This window comes from Streptococcus bouchesdurhonensis, from assembly GCF_948472335.1.
Genome location: NZ_CAOKTW010000002.1, coordinates 297,561 through 317,099, shown reverse-complemented (window position 1 = coordinate 317,099; position 19,539 = coordinate 297,561). Strand labels below are relative to the sequence as shown.

Annotated in this window: 35 protein-coding genes and 1 pseudogene; 8 read left to right on the top strand and 28 right to left on the bottom strand. The window is 39.6% G+C overall.

Annotation, left to right across the window (positions count from 1 at the left end; genetic code table 11):
* Nucleotides 1-32: 32 nt before the first annotated feature.
* The 14 genes and pseudogenes from QMQ21_RS04420 to QMQ21_RS04355 form a co-directional block, all read right to left on the bottom strand.
* Complete coding sequence (locus tag QMQ21_RS04420) at nucleotides 33-293, bottom strand: DUF1372 family protein (protein WP_023940096.1); 261 nt, start codon at nucleotides 291-293, stop codon at nucleotides 33-35.
* 164 nt (nucleotides 294-457) lie between these two features.
* Nucleotides 458-661 (bottom strand): hypothetical protein, encoded by a 204-nt coding sequence (locus tag QMQ21_RS04415; RefSeq protein WP_050253767.1) that lies wholly within the window; start codon nucleotides 659-661, stop codon nucleotides 458-460.
* A complete protein-coding gene (locus QMQ21_RS04410) occupies nucleotides 661-1,158 on the bottom strand; it encodes a DUF1642 domain-containing protein (protein WP_054388428.1) in 498 nt (165 codons plus the stop codon). Before QMQ21_RS04410 ends, QMQ21_RS04415 begins: the two co-directional genes overlap by 1 nt.
* A 167-nt stretch (nucleotides 1,159-1,325) precedes the next feature.
* Nucleotides 1,326-1,493 carry a hypothetical protein gene (locus QMQ21_RS04405; protein ID WP_081005458.1) on the bottom strand — a complete coding sequence of 56 codons (168 nt, stop codon included), beginning with the start codon at nucleotides 1,491-1,493 and terminating at the stop codon, nucleotides 1,326-1,328.
* Nucleotides 1,494-1,508: 15 nt separating this feature from the next.
* Nucleotides 1,509-1,934, bottom strand: coding sequence for a RusA family crossover junction endodeoxyribonuclease (locus QMQ21_RS04400; RefSeq protein ID WP_001158043.1), 426 nt, complete (start codon nucleotides 1,932-1,934; stop codon nucleotides 1,509-1,511).
* Nucleotides 1,935-2,070: 136 nt separating this feature from the next.
* Nucleotides 2,071-2,274, bottom strand: a pseudogene (locus QMQ21_RS04395) (helix-turn-helix domain-containing protein); the annotation flags it as partial.
* A 12-nt stretch (nucleotides 2,275-2,286) separates the two neighbouring features.
* Nucleotides 2,287-2,709: a single-stranded DNA-binding protein gene (ssb, locus tag QMQ21_RS04390; RefSeq protein ID WP_000609572.1), complete on the bottom strand. Its 423-nt coding sequence runs from the start codon at nucleotides 2,707-2,709 to the stop codon at nucleotides 2,287-2,289.
* A gap of 3 nt (nucleotides 2,710-2,712) precedes the next feature.
* Nucleotides 2,713-3,336 carry an ERF family protein gene (locus tag QMQ21_RS04385; RefSeq protein ID WP_000163474.1) on the bottom strand — a complete coding sequence of 208 codons (624 nt, stop codon included), beginning with the start codon at nucleotides 3,334-3,336 and terminating at the stop codon, nucleotides 2,713-2,715.
* A gap of 10 nt (nucleotides 3,337-3,346) precedes the next feature.
* A complete protein-coding gene (locus QMQ21_RS04380) occupies nucleotides 3,347-3,820 on the bottom strand; it encodes a siphovirus Gp157 family protein (protein ID WP_000224405.1) in 474 nt (157 codons plus the stop codon).
* A 126-nt stretch (nucleotides 3,821-3,946) separates the two neighbouring features.
* Nucleotides 3,947-4,123: a hypothetical protein gene (locus QMQ21_RS04375; protein WP_023934261.1), complete on the bottom strand. Its 177-nt coding sequence runs from the start codon at nucleotides 4,121-4,123 to the stop codon at nucleotides 3,947-3,949.
* A 105-nt stretch (nucleotides 4,124-4,228) separates the two neighbouring features.
* Entirely contained in the window at nucleotides 4,229-4,372 is a 144-nt protein-coding gene (locus tag QMQ21_RS04370) for a hypothetical protein (RefSeq protein ID WP_000196747.1), read from the bottom strand.
* 16 nt (nucleotides 4,373-4,388) lie between these two features.
* A complete protein-coding gene (locus QMQ21_RS04365) occupies nucleotides 4,389-4,736 on the bottom strand; it encodes a hypothetical protein (RefSeq protein WP_054388430.1) in 348 nt (115 codons plus the stop codon).
* Nucleotides 4,736-4,993: a hypothetical protein gene (locus QMQ21_RS04360; protein WP_000608473.1), complete on the bottom strand. Its 258-nt coding sequence runs from the start codon at nucleotides 4,991-4,993 to the stop codon at nucleotides 4,736-4,738. Before QMQ21_RS04360 ends, QMQ21_RS04365 begins: the two co-directional genes overlap by 1 nt.
* A gap of 87 nt (nucleotides 4,994-5,080) precedes the next feature.
* Nucleotides 5,081-5,347 carry a hypothetical protein gene (locus QMQ21_RS04355; protein ID WP_000450963.1) on the bottom strand — a complete coding sequence of 89 codons (267 nt, stop codon included), beginning with the start codon at nucleotides 5,345-5,347 and terminating at the stop codon, nucleotides 5,081-5,083.
* 196 nt (nucleotides 5,348-5,543) lie between these two features.
* Between QMQ21_RS04355 and QMQ21_RS04350 the strand changes: the two genes are divergently transcribed.
* Complete coding sequence (locus tag QMQ21_RS04350; protein WP_226323615.1) at nucleotides 5,544-5,705, top strand: hypothetical protein; 162 nt, start codon at nucleotides 5,544-5,546, stop codon at nucleotides 5,703-5,705.
* Here the strand turns inward: QMQ21_RS04350 and QMQ21_RS04345 are convergent.
* Both QMQ21_RS04345 and QMQ21_RS04340 read right to left on the bottom strand, forming a co-directional pair.
* Nucleotides 5,698-5,868 carry a hypothetical protein gene (locus QMQ21_RS04345; RefSeq protein WP_000656630.1) on the bottom strand — a complete coding sequence of 57 codons (171 nt, stop codon included), beginning with the start codon at nucleotides 5,866-5,868 and terminating at the stop codon, nucleotides 5,698-5,700. The two genes, QMQ21_RS04350 and QMQ21_RS04345, sit on opposite strands and share 8 nt — an antisense overlap.
* Nucleotides 5,865-6,008, bottom strand: a complete 144-nt coding sequence (locus tag QMQ21_RS04340) for a hypothetical protein (protein WP_000389590.1) — start codon at nucleotides 6,006-6,008, stop codon at nucleotides 5,865-5,867. Before QMQ21_RS04340 ends, QMQ21_RS04345 begins: the two co-directional genes overlap by 4 nt.
* Nucleotides 6,009-6,124: 116 nt before the next feature.
* Between QMQ21_RS04340 and QMQ21_RS04335 the strand changes: the two genes are divergently transcribed.
* Nucleotides 6,125-6,292 carry a YjzC family protein gene (locus QMQ21_RS04335; RefSeq protein WP_016397654.1) on the top strand — a complete coding sequence of 56 codons (168 nt, stop codon included), beginning with the start codon at nucleotides 6,125-6,127 and terminating at the stop codon, nucleotides 6,290-6,292.
* A gap of 291 nt (nucleotides 6,293-6,583) precedes the next feature.
* Here the strand turns inward: QMQ21_RS04335 and QMQ21_RS04330 are convergent, their stop codons facing one another.
* From QMQ21_RS04330 to QMQ21_RS04315, 4 genes are read right to left on the bottom strand one after another with little or no spacing between them, the layout of a single operon-like run.
* Nucleotides 6,584-6,751, bottom strand: a complete 168-nt coding sequence (locus QMQ21_RS04330) for a hypothetical protein (protein ID WP_000152772.1) — start codon at nucleotides 6,749-6,751, stop codon at nucleotides 6,584-6,586.
* Complete coding sequence (locus tag QMQ21_RS04325) at nucleotides 6,741-7,595, bottom strand: ATP-binding protein (RefSeq protein ID WP_001203053.1); 855 nt, start codon at nucleotides 7,593-7,595, stop codon at nucleotides 6,741-6,743. The genes QMQ21_RS04330 and QMQ21_RS04325 overlap by 11 nt, the downstream gene beginning before the upstream one ends.
* Nucleotides 7,596-7,604: 9 nt before the next feature.
* The gene (locus tag QMQ21_RS04320; protein ID WP_166735879.1) at nucleotides 7,605-8,420 is read right to left on the bottom strand and encodes a replication initiator protein A; all 816 of its coding nucleotides are present in this window, start codon (nucleotides 8,418-8,420) and stop codon (nucleotides 7,605-7,607) included.
* Nucleotides 8,417-8,641 (bottom strand): helix-turn-helix transcriptional regulator, encoded by a 225-nt coding sequence (locus tag QMQ21_RS04315; protein ID WP_138706933.1) that lies wholly within the window; start codon nucleotides 8,639-8,641, stop codon nucleotides 8,417-8,419. Before QMQ21_RS04315 ends, QMQ21_RS04320 begins: the two co-directional genes overlap by 4 nt.
* 74 nt (nucleotides 8,642-8,715) lie before the next feature.
* On the opposite strand from QMQ21_RS04315, the gene QMQ21_RS04310 reads away from it, so the two are divergent.
* From QMQ21_RS04310 to QMQ21_RS04300, 3 genes are all read left to right on the top strand, one after another.
* Entirely contained in the window at nucleotides 8,716-9,222 is a 507-nt protein-coding gene (locus tag QMQ21_RS04310; protein ID WP_138706932.1) for a hypothetical protein, read from the top strand.
* A 133-nt stretch (nucleotides 9,223-9,355) separates the two neighbouring features.
* Nucleotides 9,356-9,538: a hypothetical protein gene (locus QMQ21_RS04305; protein WP_138706931.1), complete on the top strand. Its 183-nt coding sequence runs from the start codon at nucleotides 9,356-9,358 to the stop codon at nucleotides 9,536-9,538.
* Between the two features lie 223 nt (nucleotides 9,539-9,761).
* A complete protein-coding gene (locus QMQ21_RS04300) occupies nucleotides 9,762-10,442 on the top strand; it encodes a DUF4145 domain-containing protein (RefSeq protein WP_138706930.1) in 681 nt (226 codons plus the stop codon).
* On the opposite strand, the gene QMQ21_RS04295 is transcribed toward QMQ21_RS04300, so the two are convergent.
* A complete protein-coding gene (locus QMQ21_RS04295) occupies nucleotides 10,418-10,630 on the bottom strand; it encodes a hypothetical protein (protein WP_138706929.1) in 213 nt (70 codons plus the stop codon). The two genes, QMQ21_RS04300 and QMQ21_RS04295, sit on opposite strands and share 25 nt — an antisense overlap.
* A 169-nt stretch (nucleotides 10,631-10,799) precedes the next feature.
* Nucleotides 10,800-10,943, bottom strand: coding sequence for a hypothetical protein (locus QMQ21_RS04290; protein ID WP_138706928.1), 144 nt, complete (start codon nucleotides 10,941-10,943; stop codon nucleotides 10,800-10,802).
* 144 nt (nucleotides 10,944-11,087) lie between these two features.
* On the opposite strand from QMQ21_RS04290, the gene QMQ21_RS04285 reads away from it, so the two are divergent.
* The 3 genes from QMQ21_RS04285 to QMQ21_RS04275 all read left to right on the top strand — a co-directional run bounded on the left by QMQ21_RS04285 (nucleotide 11,088) and on the right by QMQ21_RS04275 (nucleotide 14,390).
* Nucleotides 11,088-11,858 (top strand): S24 family peptidase, encoded by a 771-nt coding sequence (locus QMQ21_RS04285; protein WP_138706927.1) that lies wholly within the window; start codon nucleotides 11,088-11,090, stop codon nucleotides 11,856-11,858.
* 1 nt (nucleotide 11,859) lies between these two features.
* Nucleotides 11,860-12,642, top strand: a complete 783-nt coding sequence (locus QMQ21_RS04280; RefSeq protein ID WP_166735881.1) for a type II toxin-antitoxin system PemK/MazF family toxin — start codon at nucleotides 11,860-11,862, stop codon at nucleotides 12,640-12,642.
* Nucleotides 12,643-13,262: 620 nt separating this feature from the next.
* Entirely contained in the window at nucleotides 13,263-14,390 is a 1,128-nt protein-coding gene (locus tag QMQ21_RS04275; protein ID WP_000266843.1) for a tyrosine-type recombinase/integrase, read from the top strand.
* Between the two features lie 87 nt (nucleotides 14,391-14,477).
* Here QMQ21_RS04275 and whiA read toward each other — a convergent pair whose 3' ends face one another.
* The 6 genes from whiA to clpX are packed head-to-tail and all read right to left on the bottom strand — an operon-like array spanning nucleotide 14,478 to nucleotide 19,521.
* Nucleotides 14,478-15,389, bottom strand: coding sequence for a DNA-binding protein WhiA (gene whiA, locus QMQ21_RS04270; protein ID WP_000011298.1), 912 nt, complete (start codon nucleotides 15,387-15,389; stop codon nucleotides 14,478-14,480).
* Nucleotides 15,386-16,363, bottom strand: a complete 978-nt coding sequence (locus QMQ21_RS04265) for a YvcK family protein (RefSeq protein WP_001231073.1) — start codon at nucleotides 16,361-16,363, stop codon at nucleotides 15,386-15,388. The genes whiA and QMQ21_RS04265 overlap by 4 nt, the downstream gene beginning before the upstream one ends.
* Nucleotides 16,360-17,250, bottom strand: coding sequence for an RNase adapter RapZ (gene rapZ, locus QMQ21_RS04260; protein WP_023937468.1), 891 nt, complete (start codon nucleotides 17,248-17,250; stop codon nucleotides 16,360-16,362). The genes QMQ21_RS04265 and rapZ overlap by 4 nt, the downstream gene beginning before the upstream one ends.
* Before the next feature lie 51 nt (nucleotides 17,251-17,301).
* A complete protein-coding gene (locus QMQ21_RS04255) occupies nucleotides 17,302-17,682 on the bottom strand; it encodes a RidA family protein (protein WP_001140420.1) in 381 nt (126 codons plus the stop codon).
* A gap of 10 nt (nucleotides 17,683-17,692) precedes the next feature.
* Nucleotides 17,693-18,280, bottom strand: a complete 588-nt coding sequence (gene yihA, locus QMQ21_RS04250; protein WP_000405202.1) for a ribosome biogenesis GTP-binding protein YihA/YsxC — start codon at nucleotides 18,278-18,280, stop codon at nucleotides 17,693-17,695.
* An 8-nt stretch (nucleotides 18,281-18,288) separates the two neighbouring features.
* Nucleotides 18,289-19,521, bottom strand: coding sequence for an ATP-dependent Clp protease ATP-binding subunit ClpX (gene clpX / locus QMQ21_RS04245; RefSeq protein ID WP_000106340.1), 1,233 nt, complete (start codon nucleotides 19,519-19,521; stop codon nucleotides 18,289-18,291).
* Nucleotides 19,522-19,539 lie beyond the last annotated feature (18 nt).

Here is a 19,539-nt window from a genome sequence, read left to right as displayed (position 1 = left end):
TCGCAGTCTATCCCACGCTCTAAATTTTGGTATCATAACATCACCTCATCCCCAACTTTCACTTTCTCATACACGTCCTTCGTAACCACAAACACCCCGTAGTCACGAATCGTAAGCGTGTATAATTTGCCGTGTCGTCCTTTCTCGACGACTTTACCGAAAATCTCAGCGCCTGCGTTATCCGCCTTGTAGATAACCATCGGCTTTTTCTTTTCTAGTTCTGCAATCCTGTCCATCTGCCAGATGTTTAGTCCAGCAGATAGCAGAATCCAGATTGCTATGAATCGTTTCAATCTATGACCTCCTTTATTTCTCCAGTAAGTCTATTTTCTAAAATGTGACTTGTATAGCAAATATCACTTTTATATGTATAATGATTAACAGTTTCTTCAGCCCATTGACTTCGTGTGTAAGGGTATCTGTTTGGTCGTTTCATGTTACCACCTCATAAATATTTTTATATACTTTTATAAAACAAAGCCTTTTTAACTCGAAGCAATGAACTTCTAGTCACTGGTATCATCCGTGGAATTAGAGCATCATGCGCTTTAAAATATATTAACTCTTTATCAAAATCTACATAAGCCACTTCGTCAATATCTATAAATTCTCCAACCAAACCATTGTTCGTGACCATATCTACAACTACGCTTTCAAACATCACTCCACCTCCTCAACTTCAACACCCTCACAATCGAATACCCAGCCGAAACCAGCTTCTTCTAGTTCTTTGCGGGTGTGATGTGCCTTATAACCTTCCCAATTCGAGGACCAGAAGAAACTATTATTTTTAAAACTTAAAATTTGAATGTTACCATTAAAATTAGCCTTCGGCATTTTCACCAAATACTGCTTCTCTTTCTCGACCTCGTAGCCGTCAAGCCATGCACGAGCAACTAAATCAAATGGTCTTTCTTGCATAAACCATTTCCTAACTTCATCGTTCGTGAAATCAAATTCGAATAATTCTGCCACGTCTTTACAAGCTTTTCTAGCTTCCTCAATCCATTCAGCCACAAACTTCTTAACTTTGACTGGTTGCGGTTTATCTAGTTGTTCCAAGTCTTGCAGAAAAATTTGACGAGCTAGTTCTGCTCCTTCAGCATTCCATACACCCTCAAGTTTTTTATACTTCTCAATTAATCGCTGTACTTTCATCTTCCAACTCCTCTACTTTTTTCCTCAATTCTTTATTCTTTTTCTTCAACAAATCGCGCTCCAGCGCTCTAATCCGTCTCTTGCGTGCATCGCACGGTTTCGAATACTCGATTATCTTCTATTCATTTTGCTCAATTGTGCGTTTCAGTCCTTCGATTACTACCTGTTTATCGTAATTCATCGTCTAAAAATCTTTCAATAGCTTCTCTATAGGAGACTTCCACCATACCGTCTAAGTTGTTCAGGGCTTCAATATAGTCTGGACGCCCTTGCCCATACTGCTTTTTCAAAAACTCAACAAAGAGATGAATTTCCTGATAGGTTACTCCAATCATATTTCTATCCTCCTATCAAATCCCATCAACTATCCTCTGCAATATCTCGTGATATTCGTAAATCTCCAGCTCAATCCTATAATTCTTATTTCCGGACTTGCCACCGTGCATGAACTCAGTCGATACTATCACATTGTAGTTATCATCTGTCCAAATCTTAGCGTCCGTCAAACCATCAAACAAAGCCTTGCTTGTAGGCGACCAGTTCGGTGGGTCATACTTCCGATTTGTCGGAGGATATATCCGAACCTTAACCTTGCAAGGTTTGTCCTCGCTGTAAGGTAAGCCAAAGTAATCTCTCAGTACATTCTTGCCCTCGTATTCGGCTAACTGCCGTAAGAACTTAGTTGTTTTAGCCTTTTGATGAAAGTGCGGTCTATCATTTGAGTTAATCATCTGCTTCCTGTTCAACTCAAATTTAAGAATCAATCTCTCCTGCATTCAACCTCCCTAGCCATCTAGCTTTTTCCACGCTTGCTATTGCAAGAATGTCATTAGCTAAATCAAAAGCTGTGTACCAATCCAGAACTCCTAACAAGTCCTTGTGCTCCTTTAATTCATCAACTAAGCTTTTCAGTCGTTCCAATGGGTTGCTTTCATACCCCAACAGATATCCAACGCTTACCCCGAAGTAGTCAGCAAGTTGTTGGGCTTTTTCTGGTTTAATTTGGCTTTCTCCGTTTTCCCAGCGTGATAGAGTCTTTTCTGATATGCTCATTTCTTTTGCTATTTCCTTTTGAGATAGCTTTTTTTCTTGTCTTAATTCTTTTAGTCTATTCATCAAAACACCTATTTAAAATGGCAAATCATCATCCGAAATATCCATCGGATTTGAATTTCTCGCAAAATTAGGTGCTTGCTGGTCGTGGTTATCAACTACTGGTTGACTACCATCTTTCTTAAATTCCATCAGTTGGAAATTCTCAGCAACCACTTCTGTCACATAGACACGTTGTCCTTGTTGGTTATCATAAGTCCGAGTCTGAATGCGTCCAGTGATTCCAATCAAAGCGCCTTTCTTAGCCCAGTTAGCAAGATTTTCAGCCTGCTTGCGCCACATAACGCAATTGATAAAATCAGCTTCACGCTCTCCATTCTCGCTTTTAAATGTGCGATTTACTGCAAGAGTAAACGTAGCGACTGCCACATTTGATTGTGTGTAGCGTAATTCTGCGTCTTTGGTCAAACGACCAACTAATACGACATTATTTATCATTTTCTAGTTTCCTTTCAATTTAGCAAGTAACATATCCGCATCTTCAATCTGCGACTGCTTAATCATCTTATAATCGACCACTCCAAGATGGTTCAAGAACCATTTAACGATAGAGCCATCCTCTTTGCCTTTTTCAACAGAAATAGCAGCAATTTCTTTCAGATAGTAGTTTGCTTTTTCAACTGAGATAACTGGGTCATTAGCTTTTTTAGCTTGTTGATTTTCAGCTTCGTTCATATCACTTGGATATTCGTCAACATCTTTCTCTCCGATTCCAAACAACCCCTGTAGTGCATATTTGCGAGCATAAGAACTAACCGCTCCTGTCCATTGTGGTACTTGCATTTGCTGGTTTCCTGTTTTAAACACAGGAACCTTATCCAATTCCGCAAAACCAACTGACTGAAATTGTTTATCTCCGTTTGATACAATAGCGGTTGATTTTACAAAAATACGTTCCCCTACACCAAACAAATCGTCTGATACAGTCAATTCCCAGTCGGTATTGATTTCTTTAAATTTTGTATAAATATCCTCAGCATTTCGGAAAGCGTAATTTACACCTTGTTTTTTCTTTTTTTCTAGTTGCATTCTCTTTTGCAATTCTGAAAAAGCTAATTTTGTCATATCCTAACTCCTATCTGATACTCAAGTTTTTATGCTCAACCAAACTTGCACCAATGATTTCAAGTCCCTTCTTCAAGTCCTCTTTCAAGCGTTTCTTATCCGCTTTCCAAGTTGCTACCTTGTAATATTCTGGCAAGACTGCTTCGTCTACCTCCACGGCTTGAGATTTTCTAAATGATACCTTGAAAAGTGGTGTATCAACACGTTCATGACCTGTCAGGCTCATGCTTGCTGAAAGTGTATCTTTCAAGTGTTCTTTCTTCTTCTCGTCTGCCTTGTTTAGCTCCATCAAGCGCTTAATTTCATTCTTACGAGCCTCAACGTCCGCTTCAAGGTTCTTCATGACCTTGATATAGTTTTCTACCTTGGTTTCATACTCAATTTCCCAATCAATGGAATCCAAGGTGTCTAGTTTTGTTTCTTCGTCCAACTCCAAGTTGTAAACATCAAGAAATTGTCCTGTCAATTCGTAAAGTGTTGCCATCGTTTCTCTCCTATGTCCCTCATTATTCATATTTGGGGTCTATTTCCGTTTTTTATTCTTCGTTCGATAATTTATATACCTGCTTCTTAAAATCGCATACAGGCGATTTTAGAGCCTTCTAAAAGCTCATCTTCTTCCTTTCGTCTTCTTCAAATTCCAATTTTCACGTTTTAAGTGTCTATTTTCGTTTTGCAATTTCAAAATAATATTTTGTTGCTCGTTGATGATTTCCCCGAGCTCTCGGCCAAGATGAATATATTCAGCTCGCCAATTATCGATTTCTTCGTGTAGCTCCTGAATCATACTTCATCCCCCACGTATCGATACTGCCCACAGCCAACATAGATGTACTGGCTTGGGTCAAGTTCCTCACGTTCTTCAGGCGGTTGCATTATATCTCTGTCGTAATCAAACATGAGCATACACCTTTCCAAGTTCCAGCACTCGTTTCACATATCTAGCCTTTGATGTTAGCCCAAGATCCAGCAATTCGTTTTTTTCTTCATGATTGGCCAAAAGCCATACACGGTTTTCAAGTTCAATTCTAGTCATTAGCGTCTCCTTTGCTCTACCCCAAATACTTTTCATAGCGTGATCTTCGTGGTTCTGGCAAGGCTAGAGGCTCAGGGCGCAATCCTTGAGGCGGTTCGTTGTCGTAGGTGAAGCCTTTGAACTCTCTGCGGATATTCTTGCGGATTTCTTGTCGCTGTGCCTCTCTACCACGTTCGTATGCTTGGTTGTAACCTTGGATAATCATAGACGCAAATTCTTGCTCTTCTCGTCTGTCTTCTTCCTTCTGGCGGATTTTCTCCTCTTCCTGCTTATCCATCTGATGAGCTAGAAGCCCTGCACCGATAAATCCTAAAATCACTGCACCAGTTCCTAAAAGCTGGCTAACTAATGGTGGTTCAAACATTATTCTTCCTCTTCATCATCTTCTTCTGCCATATTCTGCTTAATCGCCTCACTTGGGCTCATGCCATCCAATACATCCTTGATGACATGTGAGATGTCGTGGGTTACTTTCAACGGCTTTTCTAACTCATTAGGTAGCCCCAAAAGTTTTGTAGTTAGCAATCCAAGCGTAGATAATTTATGTAGCTTTTTTTGTAACTGTTCAATGCGTTCAATTTTTTCCTGTTGCGCTTTGATAATTTGGTCTTTGTTAATCATTGTTTTTCTCCTGTGGATAACTCAGTTATCCCTTTCTTTTATTTAGATTAGTAGTAGTTTGTTGTAAAGTTAGTAGTTATTATTCTGCTATCGTGTCATCTTAACGGTTTTAGACATTTCTTTCTTCCATGATTGACTGCCTCGATATTGCAGATAAGCATCAAAACCTTTGATTGTGACAAGCTGACCATCGTTTCTAAGGTATTTTTGTTGACTAGGTAATTTTTTCATCTCTCGCCTCATATCTCCCGCTTGTCGTTTTGAACATCCAAAGATGTGCTCTAGTTCTTCATCGTTTGCAGAAATCTTCTCGATGATCACGTCTTTAATTCTCACGATTTGAACTGTTTCCATTTTTGCTCCTTTCGTGGTATAATTTTCTTGAATAATTTTGTCATGCGCCTGATTGCCGTCAGGTGCTTTTTTGCTATCTCCTTTTCTGCTATAATGAAACCAGAAAGGAGGTAATATTATGACTGAAATTCACGCATGTCTTTGCGGAAATTGGGTGAACCTATCAGCCGACGACGATTGTGTAATGGGACCAAATATGGCTAATCCTTACATTTGGTGGGAAGAAAATGCAGAACTCTACTCACCAATTTCTAAACCTGAAGCAAACTCGATGTACCATCAGGATTATATCTACATTCACTATCGTGGCGCTGACTATCGTATCCATCCAATGTTCATTCAAATCGTTTCTAGATAACTTTTTCTAGTCTGCTAGAAATGATTTCTAAATCTAAGTCGTCCAGTTTCAACTGGTCGGCTTTTTGATTTAAACGAGCTTCGATAGCTTGGTTAATTTCAAACCATTCTATTTTTGTAAATCGGCTCCTGAATTTTAGAAATTCCTTTACTGCTTCTTTCATACTGTCCTACTTTCCATCGCCCTGAGTTCTATCTCATGGCTGACTTGTTTCAATAGCTTCTCACACGCTATTTTAGCTTCTCTGTACGTTGTAGATTCGCTGATGAAGTAATCAGCAAGTTCGATAATTTTATCTTCCATTCAACCTCCTATATCAGCCTCAAGACTGATGTAATATCCTCCTAAATTGCTATAATACTCTTGACTAGGACCTCTCACCGTTTTAGTCAAAATTCCAATAGAAAGGAGGAGATAGTATGGCAAATACTCCAATAAAACCTGGAACAGATAATCAGAAACCTGGTCGCTATGTAGAGGTAGGACCTCGTGGCGGAAAAGTTACTAATGGTCATACCGCAACTATCGGAAAAGGTGATCGGCTCCCTCCGACATCTGCTAAAGCCAACGGTTGGAAAAAAGTCTAATCTTCGTTTGCGTACAATCGTTCAATGGTTGTACGCTTTTTCCATACACAAAAGCACATTCCCAAAAAATCAATTTGAATCCATGCTTCGGCGTAATCTTTCCCATTGCTGGCATAGTGAGTTATATAATGGTGAATCATTTTATTCCTTCCTCCTATTGAGTTACTTGAGAAGTATCATGAATGGCTTCATAGCTAAGACGCTTGAATTTTTCTAAGTCTATCTGAAAATTGATAGGCTTTTTTCTTTTCCCACTATACGGATATCGTCTTGGTCTCATTTCCTCACCTCCTAACTCGTATAAATCCCGCCATTTCTGGCAAAGGCTCGTAGTTCGTTCATCTTTCTTGTAAATTGGTAGTCGCTTGTAATCAACAACCGCTCTTTCAGCAAGCTAGACAATCCGTAATGTTTTTCTTCAAACTGTTCAATAATCTGCTGACGCTCTTTAATAGTCACTTGCTGACAAGGTGCGTCTAGACTCTGTGTCATTGCTAAATTTGAACGCATTGGTCTTCATGTTTCCTTTCGTTATTCTATCTACGAGGCTTTTCTCGTAAAGTTTCTCCAAGTGATTGCCCCCGTAGTTGGTTGTAATAATCGTGTTCGTCCTGTTTTCAAGTATCTGATACAGGACTTTTTGCATCCAGTTGTTCCCCTGCTTGATTTCATCGCCTACACTTGACTCTTTGCCAAGATCGTCCAAAATCAAGTAGTCCACTTTCTGCAAGAACTGGATAGTCCGTCTTTCTTCCCACTTGGAATCCTTGTATCTAAAAGCGTCTTTCATCCGTGAGAATAGTTCCATGGAGGGAATATAGACCACCGAGCGCTTCAACTGGAACTTCTGGAAACTCTCGTTCAGTGTCTTAGCAATTCCAATTGCTAGATGGCTCTTCCCAACTCCAGGCGGACCGCTGATAATCGTATTCCCTTCATATCGCTCTTTCACATAGTCAACCGTCACACGTTTAGCGAAATTGACCGCCTCAGCATCTTGGTCTGTGTGAATCTCAAAGCTGCCGATAGTCGCATTCTTCAAATCAGGCGGAATAATACTCTCCTTAGCAAACAAAGAGTAAGACCTTGTATTTCTAATTTGAGCCTCAGCTTGCGCCAGTTGCTCTCCTGCTTGACTGTGGATTTTCTCCTGTCCGCATTCAGGGCAATAAGTCAGCACATTCTGCGTGCAAGGGTTGACTGAGCGCCACATATAGACTCCCTCATGCTTGGGGCATTGGGTATTCAAGGTTTCAATCTGTAAAAATCTACCCTGCAATTCATCTCTTGATACTGCTCGCATAGCACCCTCCTAGAATCCCAGTCGTGGGTTGTAGCCGTCGTCTGACAATCTTAACTCACTGCTTGGCTTCCCACTTGACCGCTTCGGTCTCTGTCTATTCTCTACCAACTCAGCAGTCACTAGACCTTTCTGTTTCCAGTCTCTCAAAATACTCTCAAGATACTTAAAGTAAGGTTTACCATTGCCCACACATTCCTTGATTGCTAACTTGATAACCTCTTTACTATGGTCTTGCAAGAAGTATTTCAAATCCTCAATCTCAAACGGTGTTGGGTATCTGCCAAACTCTGAAAAAATCCAATCGTGAACAATCCCCAAGTCATTTTCGGGTGCGTCCTCTATACTATATAGATTATTAGCACCAGCACCATCTGGTTCACTCAGTCTTGGTAAATTAGTATTGATATTATCAGTCTTGATTGTGTGTACTTTTGACACTTCTTGACGTGTACTTTCTACACTTCCTCCGTGTACTTTTGACACTTCTTGACGTGTACTTTCTACACTTCCAGAAATATATAGACGATTGGGTTTGTTAACCCCTTGTCTTACTTCCCTAAGCAACCCGATTTCATGTAATTCTTTCTTTGCTTGGACAATAGGTTTGTTACTGCAATTAAGCTTTTCCATAAGTTGCTCGTTTGTAAAGTAAACAAATACATCCCCTTTTTCGTCAAACCATTTATTTTGAATTGATAACGTCCGCCTGTCGAAGAGAAACATATATATCTGCTTCGCTTTGTCGCTCAGTACATTATAAGGTGGTTCATAAAGCCACTGAGGCATCTGATAAAAAGCATTGTTTTTTACTTCGCTTATCTTCACTCAACCTCTCCTTGCTTCACTTTTCGTGAAGTAGATGGTGTAAATATATCGCCAATATCTTTATTAAAATAATTGGCGATTAAAAACATCTCGCTTAATTTAAAGTCTTGTTTACCCAGTTCTTTATCACGATAAGTTGTTGTACTTTTTCCTATGATTTTTGCCATATCCTTTTGAGAAATATTATTCTCTTTTCTCAACTTGTACAAATATATTTGCACGCACTCACCCCCCTTGTGTTAATAGTTGACCTCGTGTTTTGTGATATAATGAAATCAAAAACGAGGTAATTCTGATGTTTAGTTTGATTGATATTTTGAATGTTTCTGCTGCTTGGATTGGTGCGATTACTGGTGTTGTTAGCTTGATTTACTCTTTGAAAGTCAATAGAGTGAAATTAAGTATTTCTAAATTCCGTAAAAAGAGAATGAACGAATACTCTTGCTATCAATACAGTTTTGTTTTGTCTAACCAATCCAACTCAAATGTCGTAATCAAAAATGTCCAACTGTTTGACAGAAATGGAAAAGAAATTTTTGACAACGGATTTAATCCATCCACTACTCTTCCTGAGAAGAAATCTGATCCATTTGGTTTGATTAGTAGCACGCAGACTTTTTTTAATATAGATTGGTACTCTGAACCGTTTGAAGATGAAATAGAATTAAATCCATACTCATTCCATAAGTTGTCATACTACCTAAACGAGCCTCCGCATACTATCAAAATCAAGACAAACAGACAAATCCATTTTCTTCTCAAATCCAAGTCAATCCATCCTGTCTTTAATAAAACAAAATAGATTTATGACAGCACAAACTACATTTACGATTGTTACTATGATTAGTCCTATTCCGTTCACTATGTTGTCCTCCTTATCTTTTTCTCAACCCATTCCTTATCTGCTATAATGTAGTCAGAAAGGAGGTGATGTTATGACGTATAACCCTTTTATTGATGCAATGATTGATGAACTTATCGAGCTAGTTCGTGATGATAATCATACTTTCGAGCCAGTAAAAGTCCGTGAAGTTAAGGACATTGTTCGAAAAATGTTAGCAACTCACGAAAACGAAGTCTTGGCTCGAATGCAACAATCTCAAGATCATAATCAGTAACGTAGTATGATTGTTCGCCAACTAGCGCTTTTGCTCTAGGTCTCAACTCATCAGGCAAGCTAAGATAGTGCTCTTTCAGCGCTTCTAGCTCGCTGATTGCTTTCTCCACTCTTTTTGTCGAAGGAAAGAGTGGTTTTTGTTTATACGGATATCGTCTTGGTCTCATTTCCTCACCCCCTTTCAAATGTGGTATAATCAAAATAAAAATGATTGGAGAAATCTTATGGATTCTAATCAACTATTCTGCTTATTCTGCGGCTTCCCTGTTCCAAAGCACTACGATACATTCCGAGAAGACGAACACTACTTTTTGATGCGTCGTTCACATATTAGGGTTGAGGAAAATATGAACGACAAAATAACAATACAAACAATGAAATGTCCAAACTGTCATAAAGTTTCAGTCGACATCGTGGGCGTTGGTAGTCAATTTCCAAATCGTATTATGCACTTCAACCCTATTTCACTCGCAAAAGTCTATCCAGACTACATCCCTCAGGCTATCAGAAGTGATTATGAAGAAGCTCACGCTATCTTAAATCTCAGCCCCAAAGCTTCTGCTACCCTCTCTAGACGTTGTCTACAAGGAATGATTAGAGATTTTTGGGGAATTTCTAAAGCAAGATTAATAGATGAGATAGATGCTTTAAAGGAGTCTGTTGACCCAAGCACTAAAAATGTACTCGATGCTCTACGAAAACTTGGAAACATTGGTGCCCATCCAGAAAAAGATGTAAATCTTATAGTGGATATTGAACCGAATGAGGCTCACAAGTTGCTGAAGTTTATAGAATTACTTATGCAAAAATGGTATATCGAGCGTCATGACAACGAGCAATTACTACAAGATATTTTAGATTTGGACAAAGATAAACAAGATCAACGCAAACCTAAAAATTCTTGATAATGTGGAGAGCACGGGTCTAACTCAAATATTAGAATGCCGTCCATATTGTAATACTGCTCGACGACTCGAATGCTATCCGCTTCAGTTCCTTCTCCTCTCAAAATTGAAAGGTGGATAACTTTTTCAACCGTCAACCCATCAGGTCTACCACGTCTGTCGTGGTATTTTTCTTTTTGTTCCGGCATTTCCCTACTCCTTATCTTTTTTATCACATCGGTATTCCACTATCTTACGAATAGTGAAAGATACAATCACAAATCCTGCTAGGATTATCAAGCCAACATTTTCATCCATTGCTTTTCACGGCAAATGATGGTACACTATCAAGTAGAGGTTGGGGCATTGCCCCTTTCTCTACTTTTTCTTAAGCTCTTTGTCTTTGAGCTTGTAAGCTAAGTACTGCTTATGCCAAAGACGAGCTTCGTTGATTAAGCCTAGTACCAAGATGACGGTTGTGGTGTCCTTGGTTGCTAGGCTTTTTATGATGTGTTCCATCATTCGCCTTACCTCCTTTTCCTTAAGCTTGATTATATTATACTTCACTTTTCGTGAAGTGTCAATAGTTTTTTTGAAAAAAAGCAAAAAAACTTTTCTTTACGTGAATTTTTTGTTATACTTTTTATAGATGAAAAGGAGGATAATATGACAGATACAGAATTAGCTATTTATATTGGTGCAAAAATTAAAGAGTTTAGATTATTGCGAGGTCTAACTCAAAAGGAATTGGCTAAGTTAGTTAATATTGGCGACACAACTATTGCCAATTATGAAAAAGGTTTTAGAACTCCTAAGAAAAACACAATGTTTGATTTAGCAAATGCTTTTAATGTTTCTATTGATGACCTATTTCCTCCTATCCAAAAAGATACTCCCCCTACCACTTCCCCAATCCAAACCATCTACGACCAACTAGAACCACCTAGGCAGGGCAAAGTCCTGACCTATGCCGAGAGGCAACTGAACGAGCAGAAAAACGAAGAAGAAACGAAGGTAAACGAAGTATCGGAAGTTATCAGCTTGTACCAAGTTGAGGTTGTATCTGAGACGGCAGCGGCTTCTGGATTTAACTATGGATTTGGGTACGACGATACAGACAGAGAGATTATAGAGGTCGACGAGCAACCACCACATCACGATATTGCGACTAAGGTCAGCGGAGACTCCATGCAGCCTGACTACCAAGACGGAGATATTCTCTATTTAGTAGACAAAGGACTGACCACCTATAACGGAGACCTAGCAGTTATCGCATACGGAGACCGTTCTTACTTCAAAAAGATCTATACCGAAAACGGACGCTTACGCCTCGTATCACTCAATGACAAGTACGAAGACATCACCCTAGACTTCCCACCAGCCGAAGACACACACATCAAGATTTATGCAGTTATCGGGGTGTATAGAGGGGAATAAAATGAACAAAGAAAATCCATATTTTGAACAAACCAAACAAAACTACATAGAAGTTGAAAAACTCTATAAACTTGGTAAAGCAAAACATACATCTTCTAAATACCGATTTCTTGCACCAGCAGTTAAAAGACAATCTGAACAGTTCTTATTTGAAGCTAAGACTCAAAAAAGAAAATATTGGAAATTCAGTCGTGGCTCTCTGATATTCGTAGAGTTCGGTGTAAATATAGGCGGAGAATTATCAAATAATCATTGGGCTATTGTCCTAAATAAAAATGATTCTCCAAAATCAAGGAATCTGACGGTACTTCCAATTAGTTCAAAAGAAAAAAAGTTTTCTGTTATGATTGACGAAGTTATACAGCAAAAATCCAAAAGATTCTTATTACCTATTCTTGACAAAATTGGTTTTGATTATTTTTCGATCATTCACTATGCACTTACAGAAATTACTCCTTTTGATTTAGGGAGTGCAGAAGAAATATATCAGGAATTTTTGATTCAATACGGAGATGCTTACAATTCAGAATCAGCTAAAGAAATCTATGACAACGGTGCAGGGATGGAAAAAGTGGAAAACACTAATAGAAAATTAAAAGATCTTGTTAACCATTATCAACGATTTAATAAAATTTCCTACGCAAAATGTGATCAGATAAAAACGATTAGTAAAGACAGAATTATTTACATAAACGAACTGGATCCTTGCGGAAAAATCAAGGTTAGTGACGAAACTTTAGATAGAATTGACGAAAAATTAAAAGAATTGTACTTAAAAAATTGACATTTATAAAAGTTTACTCTATAATTAGGTTACTTAGAGGTTTACCCTCATATTTTTAAACTTTGAGCCTTTGCGCTCCAGGGAAGTAGCTTAATTGTTACTTCCCTTTTTGAGTTATAAATACTTGAAATAAACAAAAACACCCCCATATTCGCCAATAGCAACCTCATCCCATAGGTCTATTGTGCAAAATTGATATTTTTTGAAAATTATATTACAATACAGCTATCAGGAGTTTAGCTCCATAAAGTTTAGGTTTGGATTTTAGATCCATAACGTGATGGTAGCCGTATTTGATACGACTACTTTTCTTTTCATATTCTAGTAAACATAAGTCGTTAAAATAAGTTGACGTTTGACAGAAATTAAAAAAAGAAATACACTAAGAATGTAAAAAAGCCTTGTTCGTCAAGGATAAAATCGTCTGGTGTACTTCTAAGAGGTACACCTTATTTTATTATCTGACGAGCTGCCAACTGTTTCCATTTTGGAAACAACTCAAAAAAATCCCCACACTCGCAAAGTTTGGCGACTCTGAGTGTGAGGATATCCAGTATAGTAAAAGGCATTAAAAGCCCTCTTTACTATACCCATTTTATCAAAAAAGTGAGGTAAATACAATGTGGATGGAAGAACTTCCCAACGGAAAATACAAATTTTTTGAGCGATATAAAGATCCATATACTGAGAAATTAAAAAAAGTTTCAGTCACGATGGAGAAGAAAACTCCCCAGGCAAGAAATCAAGCTGCTATCTTGTTGCAAGAGAAGATAAATAAAAAACTCAGCACAAAACAAGTAGAAAGCATTACATTTGAAGAAATCTATAACCTTTTCTATAAATCATGGGCGCAAACAGTAAAGGAATCAACAAAACATAATTGTAAATCAGTTGATAAGAAGATGAAGGAAATCATACCATCCGATACCATACTTGCTAATCTTGACAGGCGTTTTCTTCAAGAGGCTATTGAAAAAATTATTGAAAGCAACGGATATATTACAGCTAAAAAAGTACGGCATAGGCTCAGAGGTATCTTTAATTACGCTGTTCAATACTCTTACATTGAAAACAACGAGGTCGATTATACTACGATTCCTCAAAAACCAAAGACTTTAGAAGAACTGGAAAAAAAGCGTAACAACTTTCTCACCATGCAAGAAATAAAAGCGCTTATCGATGTCCTTAATCGTCGAGAATATCACCAAAAGTACGCTGACATGGTTCTTGTGCTGGCATTAACTGGTATGAGATATGGTGAGTTAACTGCCTTACAACTGAAGAATATAGACTTTGAAAACAACAAAATTGAGATCACAGGTAATTTTGATTCAGTAAACAAAATCAAGACGCTACCAAAGACTACAAATTCAATACGGACAATCAAAGTATCAGAGAGTGTCATAGAAGCTATCCAAAGACAAATAGTACGACTTAGCGAACGTTTCCAGCCATTGTCAAGCGATGATTATATTTTCTGTTTTGAAAAATGGAATCAACCTACAACAATAGCTTGCTTCATACAGATATTAAAAAAATATGGAAAACAGGCTAAAATAGAAAAAAACTTATCTAGCCATATTTTTAGGCATTCTCATATTTCGTTTTTAGCAGAGTCTGGCCTTCCAATAAAATCAATAATGGATCGAGTTGGACACTCAAATGCAAAGATGACTTTGGAAATCTATTCTCATACTACTGAGGATATGGAGGATAAACTGGTCAATAAATTAGATACTATTTTTTAATTCTGCCCCTTTTTTGCCCCTTTTTGATTTCACAACACAACAAAACCCCTTGAAGATATTGATAATTCAAGGGGTTGCTTTATATCGTTATAATTCATCGGCTATCTTATTGATTTTTCTGAGTCTGTGATTGACACCACTTTTTGTAAGGGGATTGCTGAGGCTATCTGCTAACTGCTGGATAGAGTAGTCTGGGTGCTGAATCCGCAACTGCGCTACTTCCTGCAAATCCACTGGCAGATTTTCTAAGCCCATAATATCTTTTATTTTACTGATATTGTTAATGGTCTTCATGCTGGCAGAAACTGTCCGAGCGATATTAGCTGTCTCGGCATTATTAGCCCGATTGAGGTCGTTACGGGTTTCTCGCAAAATCTTAACCCGCTCAAAATCATCCCGTGCCTGCATGGCTCCGATTACTATCAAGAAGTCCATAATGTCTTCTGCTCGCTGGAGATAGGTCACAGCCCCCTTCTTGCGCTCAAGCACCTTGGCATCCAGTAAAAACTGTTGGAGAAGGGAGGCAATTCCTTGCGCGTGGTCCAGATAAACAGAACTGATTTCCAACTGGTACTTACCTGATTCAGGGTCACGAATACTTCCATTTGCCAAGAAAGCACCACAAAGATAAGCACGACCTGCTTCCTCATCCGATAAAATCGCCTCATCAATACCTGTTTCCAGGTCAAAGAAAGAGTCTGCCAAGTGCAAATCACTTAACAAATCCTGCACCTTTTCATCTGTAAAAACGGTATAGACCCGATTCTTGCGAAGATTGCTCCGTTGGTGGTGACGAATTTCCGATTTGATTTCATAGAAATGGAGAAAGGACTCATAGAGGTGACGGGCCAGTTTGGCATTTTCTGTCACAACTGACAAAGTCAAGCCCGAAGTCGAGAGACCGATGCTACCAGACATTTTGATAATGGCAGATAATTCATACCGGCTCAGATGGTGTTGACCTAGGATTTCTTCTTTTACTGCTACTGTGAAACTCATTTTCTCACCTGTATAATCCGCATCAACTCATCCACAATCAAATCTCCATCGTGGAAGGCACCGCCATTTTCCAGACGAAGGAAGTTGGATGAAATCACGCGCGGAACTTGCTTACAAAGACCAGCAAAATCATGTTCCACCTGGACCAAGTATTCATCAAAGCGATTGGAATTCATGTATTCTTGAGGCACTTTTTCGATATTCACCAAGACCGTATCGATAAAAGGTCGGCTAAGGTGACGATGCAAGACTTCCACGTGATCACTATCTGTAAAGTGTTCTGTCTCCCCACGTTGGGTCATAATATTGCAGACATAGGCGATTTCTGCCTTGGTTTCCAAAAGCGCCTGCCCGATTTCCTTAATCACGATATTGGGCAAAATAGAGGTAAAGAGAGAACCAGGTCCGAGGACAATCATGTCACTTTCAAGAATGGTCTGGACTACTCGACGGCTGGCCAGAGGTGTATCATCGTTGAAGGTATTGGTTACATAGACATGGTCAATCATGCCTGGATGGTCTGCGATATGACTCTCTCCAGCCACTTCTGTCCCATCTTGAAAGACTGCATGCAAGGTCAAAGGATGGTCGCTGGAAGGATAAATCTTCCCAGTTGTATGGAAAAACTTGCTCAATAACTGCATGGCATTATAGGTCGAACCCTGCATTTCTGACAGACCTGCAATAATGAGATTGCCCAATGGATGGCCAGCAAAGGCTCCGGCATCCTCGGAAAAGCGATACTGAAAGACTTTCTCATAAAACTTAGGCATATCCGACATGGCCACAAGGACATTACGAAGATCACCTGGCGGTGTCAATTGCTGCATATTTTTTCGGAGTTCACCTGATGAACCACCATCATCCGCCACCGTTACGATAGCAGCGATTTCCACATCTTTTTCACGCAGACTTTTAAGAATGACGGGGATCCCAGTACCTCCACCAATCACCGTTATCTTTGGTTTTCTCATGAACGGTTTACCGTTTCCTTTCTCCGGTCTTTGTCGCGATGCCCTTCATTAACAGGCCAATTCTTGGATAAGTCCTGCGCCAAGCGTTTAGCAAAGGCCACACTACGGTGTTGTCCACCTGTACAACCCATGGCAATGGTCAAAACAGACTTCCCTTCCTTTTGGTAACTTGGCAAAATCGGCTCAATCAAGGCCAATAAATGCTGATAAAAATCTTCTGACTCAGGATGATTCATGACATAGTCATAAACAGGTTCATCCACACCCGTTTGGTTTCTCAGCTCTGGAAGGTAGTAGGGATTTGGCAAAAAGCGCACATCAAAAACCAAGTCTGCATCAATTGGGATTCCATATTTAAAGCCGAAAGACATGACTTCGATACGGAAAGACTGGGCTTGTTCTTGATCTGAAAACTGCTCTGCAATGGTTTTACGTAGCTCACGAGGAGTGAGTTCAGTTGTATCCACCACATTTTGGCTCATATTTTTCAAAGGCGCCAAGAGCTCACGTTCCAGCTTGATTCCATCCAAAATCCGACCATCTGCAGCTAGTGGGTGACTCCGTCTGGTTTCCTTGTAACGCGCGACCAATTCCTTATCAGCTGCATCCAAAAAGAGAATTTTAAAGTCCAGTTCTTCCTTGTTTTCCAACTCATCCAAAACAGTTTGAATCTCCGAGAAGAAAGAACGGCTACGCATATCCACTACCAAGGCCAACTTAGGATCGTCTTCCTTTGTTTCCACCAACTGCAAAAACTTAGGCAAGAGAGCTGGCGGCATATTATCAATAGTAAAATAACCCAAATCCTCAAAGGACTGAATGGCTACAGTTTTGCCTGCACCACTCATTCCTGTCACAATCACCAAGTGAAGTTGTTTCTTTGTCATCTTTTTCTCCTTATATCAAAAGAAGTTTGGCAACACCAAACTTCAACTAGCTTATCCAATCTCTGCGATGACTTCGATTTCGACTTTTACATCACGAGGAAGACGAGCTACCTCTACTGCTGAACGAGCTGGGAATTCCTCTTTAAAGGCCGTTTGGTAAACCTCGTTAAAAGGAACAAAGTCGTTCATATCGCTCAAAAAGCAAGTTGTTTTGACAACATGGTCAAAGTCAGTTCCTGCTTCTGCCAAAATAGCACCGATGTTTTTCAAGACTTGTTCTGTCTGTTCTTGAATCGTTTCTCCAACGATTTCTCCAGTTTCAGGAGAGAGAGGAACTTGACCACTAGCAAACAAAAGGTTGCCAACGATTTTTCCTTGAACATAGGGTCCGATAGCCTTTGGAGCCTTGTCTGTATGTATTGTTTTTGCCATTTTCTTTTCCTCACAATTTTTCTAAGATTGCATCCCAAGCCTCATCCATTCCTGCCTTGCTGACAGATGAAAAGAGGATAAAGTCGTCACTTGGGTCAAAGTTTAATTTCTTTTTGATTGCTGATTCGTGCTTGTTCCATTTACCACGAGGAATCTTGTCCGCCTTGGTCGCAACGATGATAACCGGAATCTCGTAATACTTGAGAAATTCGTACATCTGCACATCATCTGCTGACGGGTCATGACGGAGATCCACCAAACTGACCACTGCACGAAGATTTTCTCGAGTCGTTAGGTACTCCTCAATCATGCGCCCCCACTTTTCACGTTCCTTTTTGGAAACGCGGGCATAGCCATAGCCAGGCACATCCACAAAGCGCATCTTGTCGTCAATGTTAAAGAAGTTGAGCAACTGAGTTTTCCCAGGTTTCCCTGACGTACGAGCCAGATTCTTACGGTTCAGCATGGTATTGATAAAACTAGACTTACCAACATTTGAACGCCCTGCTAGGGCAATCTCTGGCAGTTCATCCTGCGGATAATGAGACTTGTTGGCTGCACTGAGCAAGATTTCAGCATTATGTGTATTGATTTCCATAGTCACCTCTAGGCTGTTTCCAAGATTGGTTTATCCGTTCCATCGACAGCTTCTTTTGTGATGCGAACCAATTTCACATTTTCCTGACTCGGTACTTCAAACATGACATCTAGCATGGTTTCTTCGATGATGGAGCGAAGACCACGCGCCCCTGTCTTCCGTTCGATGGCCTTATTGGCAATCTCTTGAAGAGCTTCGTCGTCAAATTCCAACTCGACATCATCATAAGATAACAAGGTTTGATATTGTTTGACCAAGGCATTTCTTGGCTCTTTCAAGATACGAACCAAGTCATCAATCGTTAATTGCTCAAGGGCTGCAAAGACAGGCAAGCGTCCAATCAACTCTGGAATAATACCGAATTTTTGAATATCTTCTGCGATGATTTCTTGCATGTAAGAGCTGTTTTCATCAATTGCTTTATTATTTTGACCAAAGCCGATAACCTTTTCACCCAGACGTTGTTTGACAATTTCTTCAATACCATCAAAGGCACCACCCACGATGAAGAGGATATTTTTAGTATCCACTTGAATCATTTCTTGTTGCGGATGTTTGCGTCCACCTTGAGGCGGCACGCTAGCAACAGTTCCCTCGATAATCTTGAGAAGGGCTTGTTGCACCCCTTCACCAGAAACATCCCGTGTGATCGATACGTTCTCGCTCTTCTTGGCAATCTTGTCAATTTCATCCACGTAGATAATCCCACGCTCTGCACGCTCGATATTAAAGTCAGCAGCCTGCAAGAGTTTAAGGAGAATATTTTCCACGTCCTCACCCACATAACCAGCCTCAGTAAGAGCTGTCGCATCCGCAATCGCAAAAGGCACATTCAAGCTCTTAGCCAAGGTCTGGGCAAGGAAAGTTTTCCCTGAACCAGTTGGGCCAATCATCAAAATGTTTGACTTCTGCAAATCCACATCTTCTGACTCCTCACGCGTATCGTGGAAGTTGATACGTTTGTAGTGGTTATAAACCGCCACTGCCAAGGCACGCTTGGCACGATCTTGACCGATTACATAGTGGTTCAAGATATGGAGGAGTTCGATTGGTTTTGGCACCTCAGACAAGTCTGCCAAGACTTCCTCAACCAATTCTTCTCGAATGATTTCCTGAGCCAACTCCACGCATTCATTACAAATAAAAGCATTGTTCCCAGCAATTATTTTTTGTACTTCTTCTTGGTTTTTGCCACAAAATGAGCAATAAACCATCATATCATTTTTTCTATTTGTAGACATGATTTCCTTCCATTCTAT

Excerpts from the sequence above, each read along its gene's own strand:
- QMQ21_RS04415 (WP_050253767.1), bottom strand. The coding sequence starts at position 661 with ATGTTTGAAAGCGTAGTTGTAGATATGGTCACGAACAATGGTTTGGTT.
- QMQ21_RS04410 (WP_054388428.1), bottom strand. The coding sequence starts at position 1,158 with ATGAAAGTACAGCGATTAATTGAGAAGTATAAAAAACTTGAGGGTGTA.
- QMQ21_RS04405 (WP_081005458.1), bottom strand. The coding sequence starts at position 1,493 with ATGATTGGAGTAACCTATCAGGAAATTCATCTCTTTGTTGAGTTTTTG.
- QMQ21_RS04400 (WP_001158043.1), bottom strand. The coding sequence starts at position 1,934 with ATGCAGGAGAGATTGATTCTTAAATTTGAGTTGAACAGGAAGCAGATG.
- ssb (WP_000609572.1), bottom strand. The coding sequence starts at position 2,709 with ATGATAAATAATGTCGTATTAGTTGGTCGTTTGACCAAAGACGCAGAA.
- QMQ21_RS04385 (WP_000163474.1), bottom strand. The coding sequence starts at position 3,336 with ATGACAAAATTAGCTTTTTCAGAATTGCAAAAGAGAATGCAACTAGAA.
- QMQ21_RS04380 (WP_000224405.1), bottom strand. The coding sequence starts at position 3,820 with ATGGCAACACTTTACGAATTGACAGGACAATTTCTTGATGTTTACAAC.
- QMQ21_RS04375 (WP_023934261.1), bottom strand. The coding sequence starts at position 4,123 with ATGATTCAGGAGCTACACGAAGAAATCGATAATTGGCGAGCTGAATAT.
- QMQ21_RS04370 (WP_000196747.1), bottom strand. The coding sequence starts at position 4,372 with ATGACTAGAATTGAACTTGAAAACCGTGTATGGCTTTTGGCCAATCAT.
- QMQ21_RS04365 (WP_054388430.1), bottom strand. The coding sequence starts at position 4,736 with ATGTTTGAACCACCATTAGTTAGCCAGCTTTTAGGAACTGGTGCAGTG.
- QMQ21_RS04360 (WP_000608473.1), bottom strand. The coding sequence starts at position 4,993 with ATGATTAACAAAGACCAAATTATCAAAGCGCAACAGGAAAAAATTGAA.
- QMQ21_RS04355 (WP_000450963.1), bottom strand. The coding sequence starts at position 5,347 with ATGGAAACAGTTCAAATCGTGAGAATTAAAGACGTGATCATCGAGAAG.
- QMQ21_RS04350 (WP_226323615.1), top strand. The coding sequence starts at position 5,544 with ATGGCTAATCCTTACATTTGGTGGGAAGAAAATGCAGAACTCTACTCA.
- QMQ21_RS04345 (WP_000656630.1), bottom strand. The coding sequence starts at position 5,868 with ATGAAAGAAGCAGTAAAGGAATTTCTAAAATTCAGGAGCCGATTTACA.
- QMQ21_RS04340 (WP_000389590.1), bottom strand. The coding sequence starts at position 6,008 with ATGGAAGATAAAATTATCGAACTTGCTGATTACTTCATCAGCGAATCT.
- QMQ21_RS04335 (WP_016397654.1), top strand. The coding sequence starts at position 6,125 with ATGGCAAATACTCCAATAAAACCTGGAACAGATAATCAGAAACCTGGT.
- QMQ21_RS04325 (WP_001203053.1), bottom strand. The coding sequence starts at position 7,595 with ATGCGAGCAGTATCAAGAGATGAATTGCAGGGTAGATTTTTACAGATT.
- QMQ21_RS04310 (WP_138706932.1), top strand. The coding sequence starts at position 8,716 with ATGTTTAGTTTGATTGATATTTTGAATGTTTCTGCTGCTTGGATTGGT.
- QMQ21_RS04305 (WP_138706931.1), top strand. The coding sequence starts at position 9,356 with ATGACGTATAACCCTTTTATTGATGCAATGATTGATGAACTTATCGAG.
- QMQ21_RS04300 (WP_138706930.1), top strand. The coding sequence starts at position 9,762 with ATGGATTCTAATCAACTATTCTGCTTATTCTGCGGCTTCCCTGTTCCA.
- QMQ21_RS04295 (WP_138706929.1), bottom strand. The coding sequence starts at position 10,630 with ATGCCGGAACAAAAAGAAAAATACCACGACAGACGTGGTAGACCTGAT.
- QMQ21_RS04290 (WP_138706928.1), bottom strand. The coding sequence starts at position 10,943 with ATGATGGAACACATCATAAAAAGCCTAGCAACCAAGGACACCACAACC.
- QMQ21_RS04285 (WP_138706927.1), top strand. The coding sequence starts at position 11,088 with ATGACAGATACAGAATTAGCTATTTATATTGGTGCAAAAATTAAAGAG.
- QMQ21_RS04280 (WP_166735881.1), top strand. The coding sequence starts at position 11,860 with ATGAACAAAGAAAATCCATATTTTGAACAAACCAAACAAAACTACATA.
- QMQ21_RS04275 (WP_000266843.1), top strand. The coding sequence starts at position 13,263 with ATGTGGATGGAAGAACTTCCCAACGGAAAATACAAATTTTTTGAGCGA.
- whiA (WP_000011298.1), bottom strand. The coding sequence starts at position 15,389 with ATGAGTTTCACAGTAGCAGTAAAAGAAGAAATCCTAGGTCAACACCAT.
- QMQ21_RS04265 (WP_001231073.1), bottom strand. The coding sequence starts at position 16,363 with ATGAGAAAACCAAAGATAACGGTGATTGGTGGAGGTACTGGGATCCCC.
- rapZ (WP_023937468.1), bottom strand. The coding sequence starts at position 17,250 with ATGACAAAGAAACAACTTCACTTGGTGATTGTGACAGGAATGAGTGGT.
- QMQ21_RS04255 (WP_001140420.1), bottom strand. The coding sequence starts at position 17,682 with ATGGCAAAAACAATACATACAGACAAGGCTCCAAAGGCTATCGGACCC.
- yihA (WP_000405202.1), bottom strand. The coding sequence starts at position 18,280 with ATGGAAATCAATACACATAATGCTGAAATCTTGCTCAGTGCAGCCAAC.
- clpX (WP_000106340.1), bottom strand. The coding sequence starts at position 19,521 with ATGTCTACAAATAGAAAAAATGATATGATGGTTTATTGCTCATTTTGT.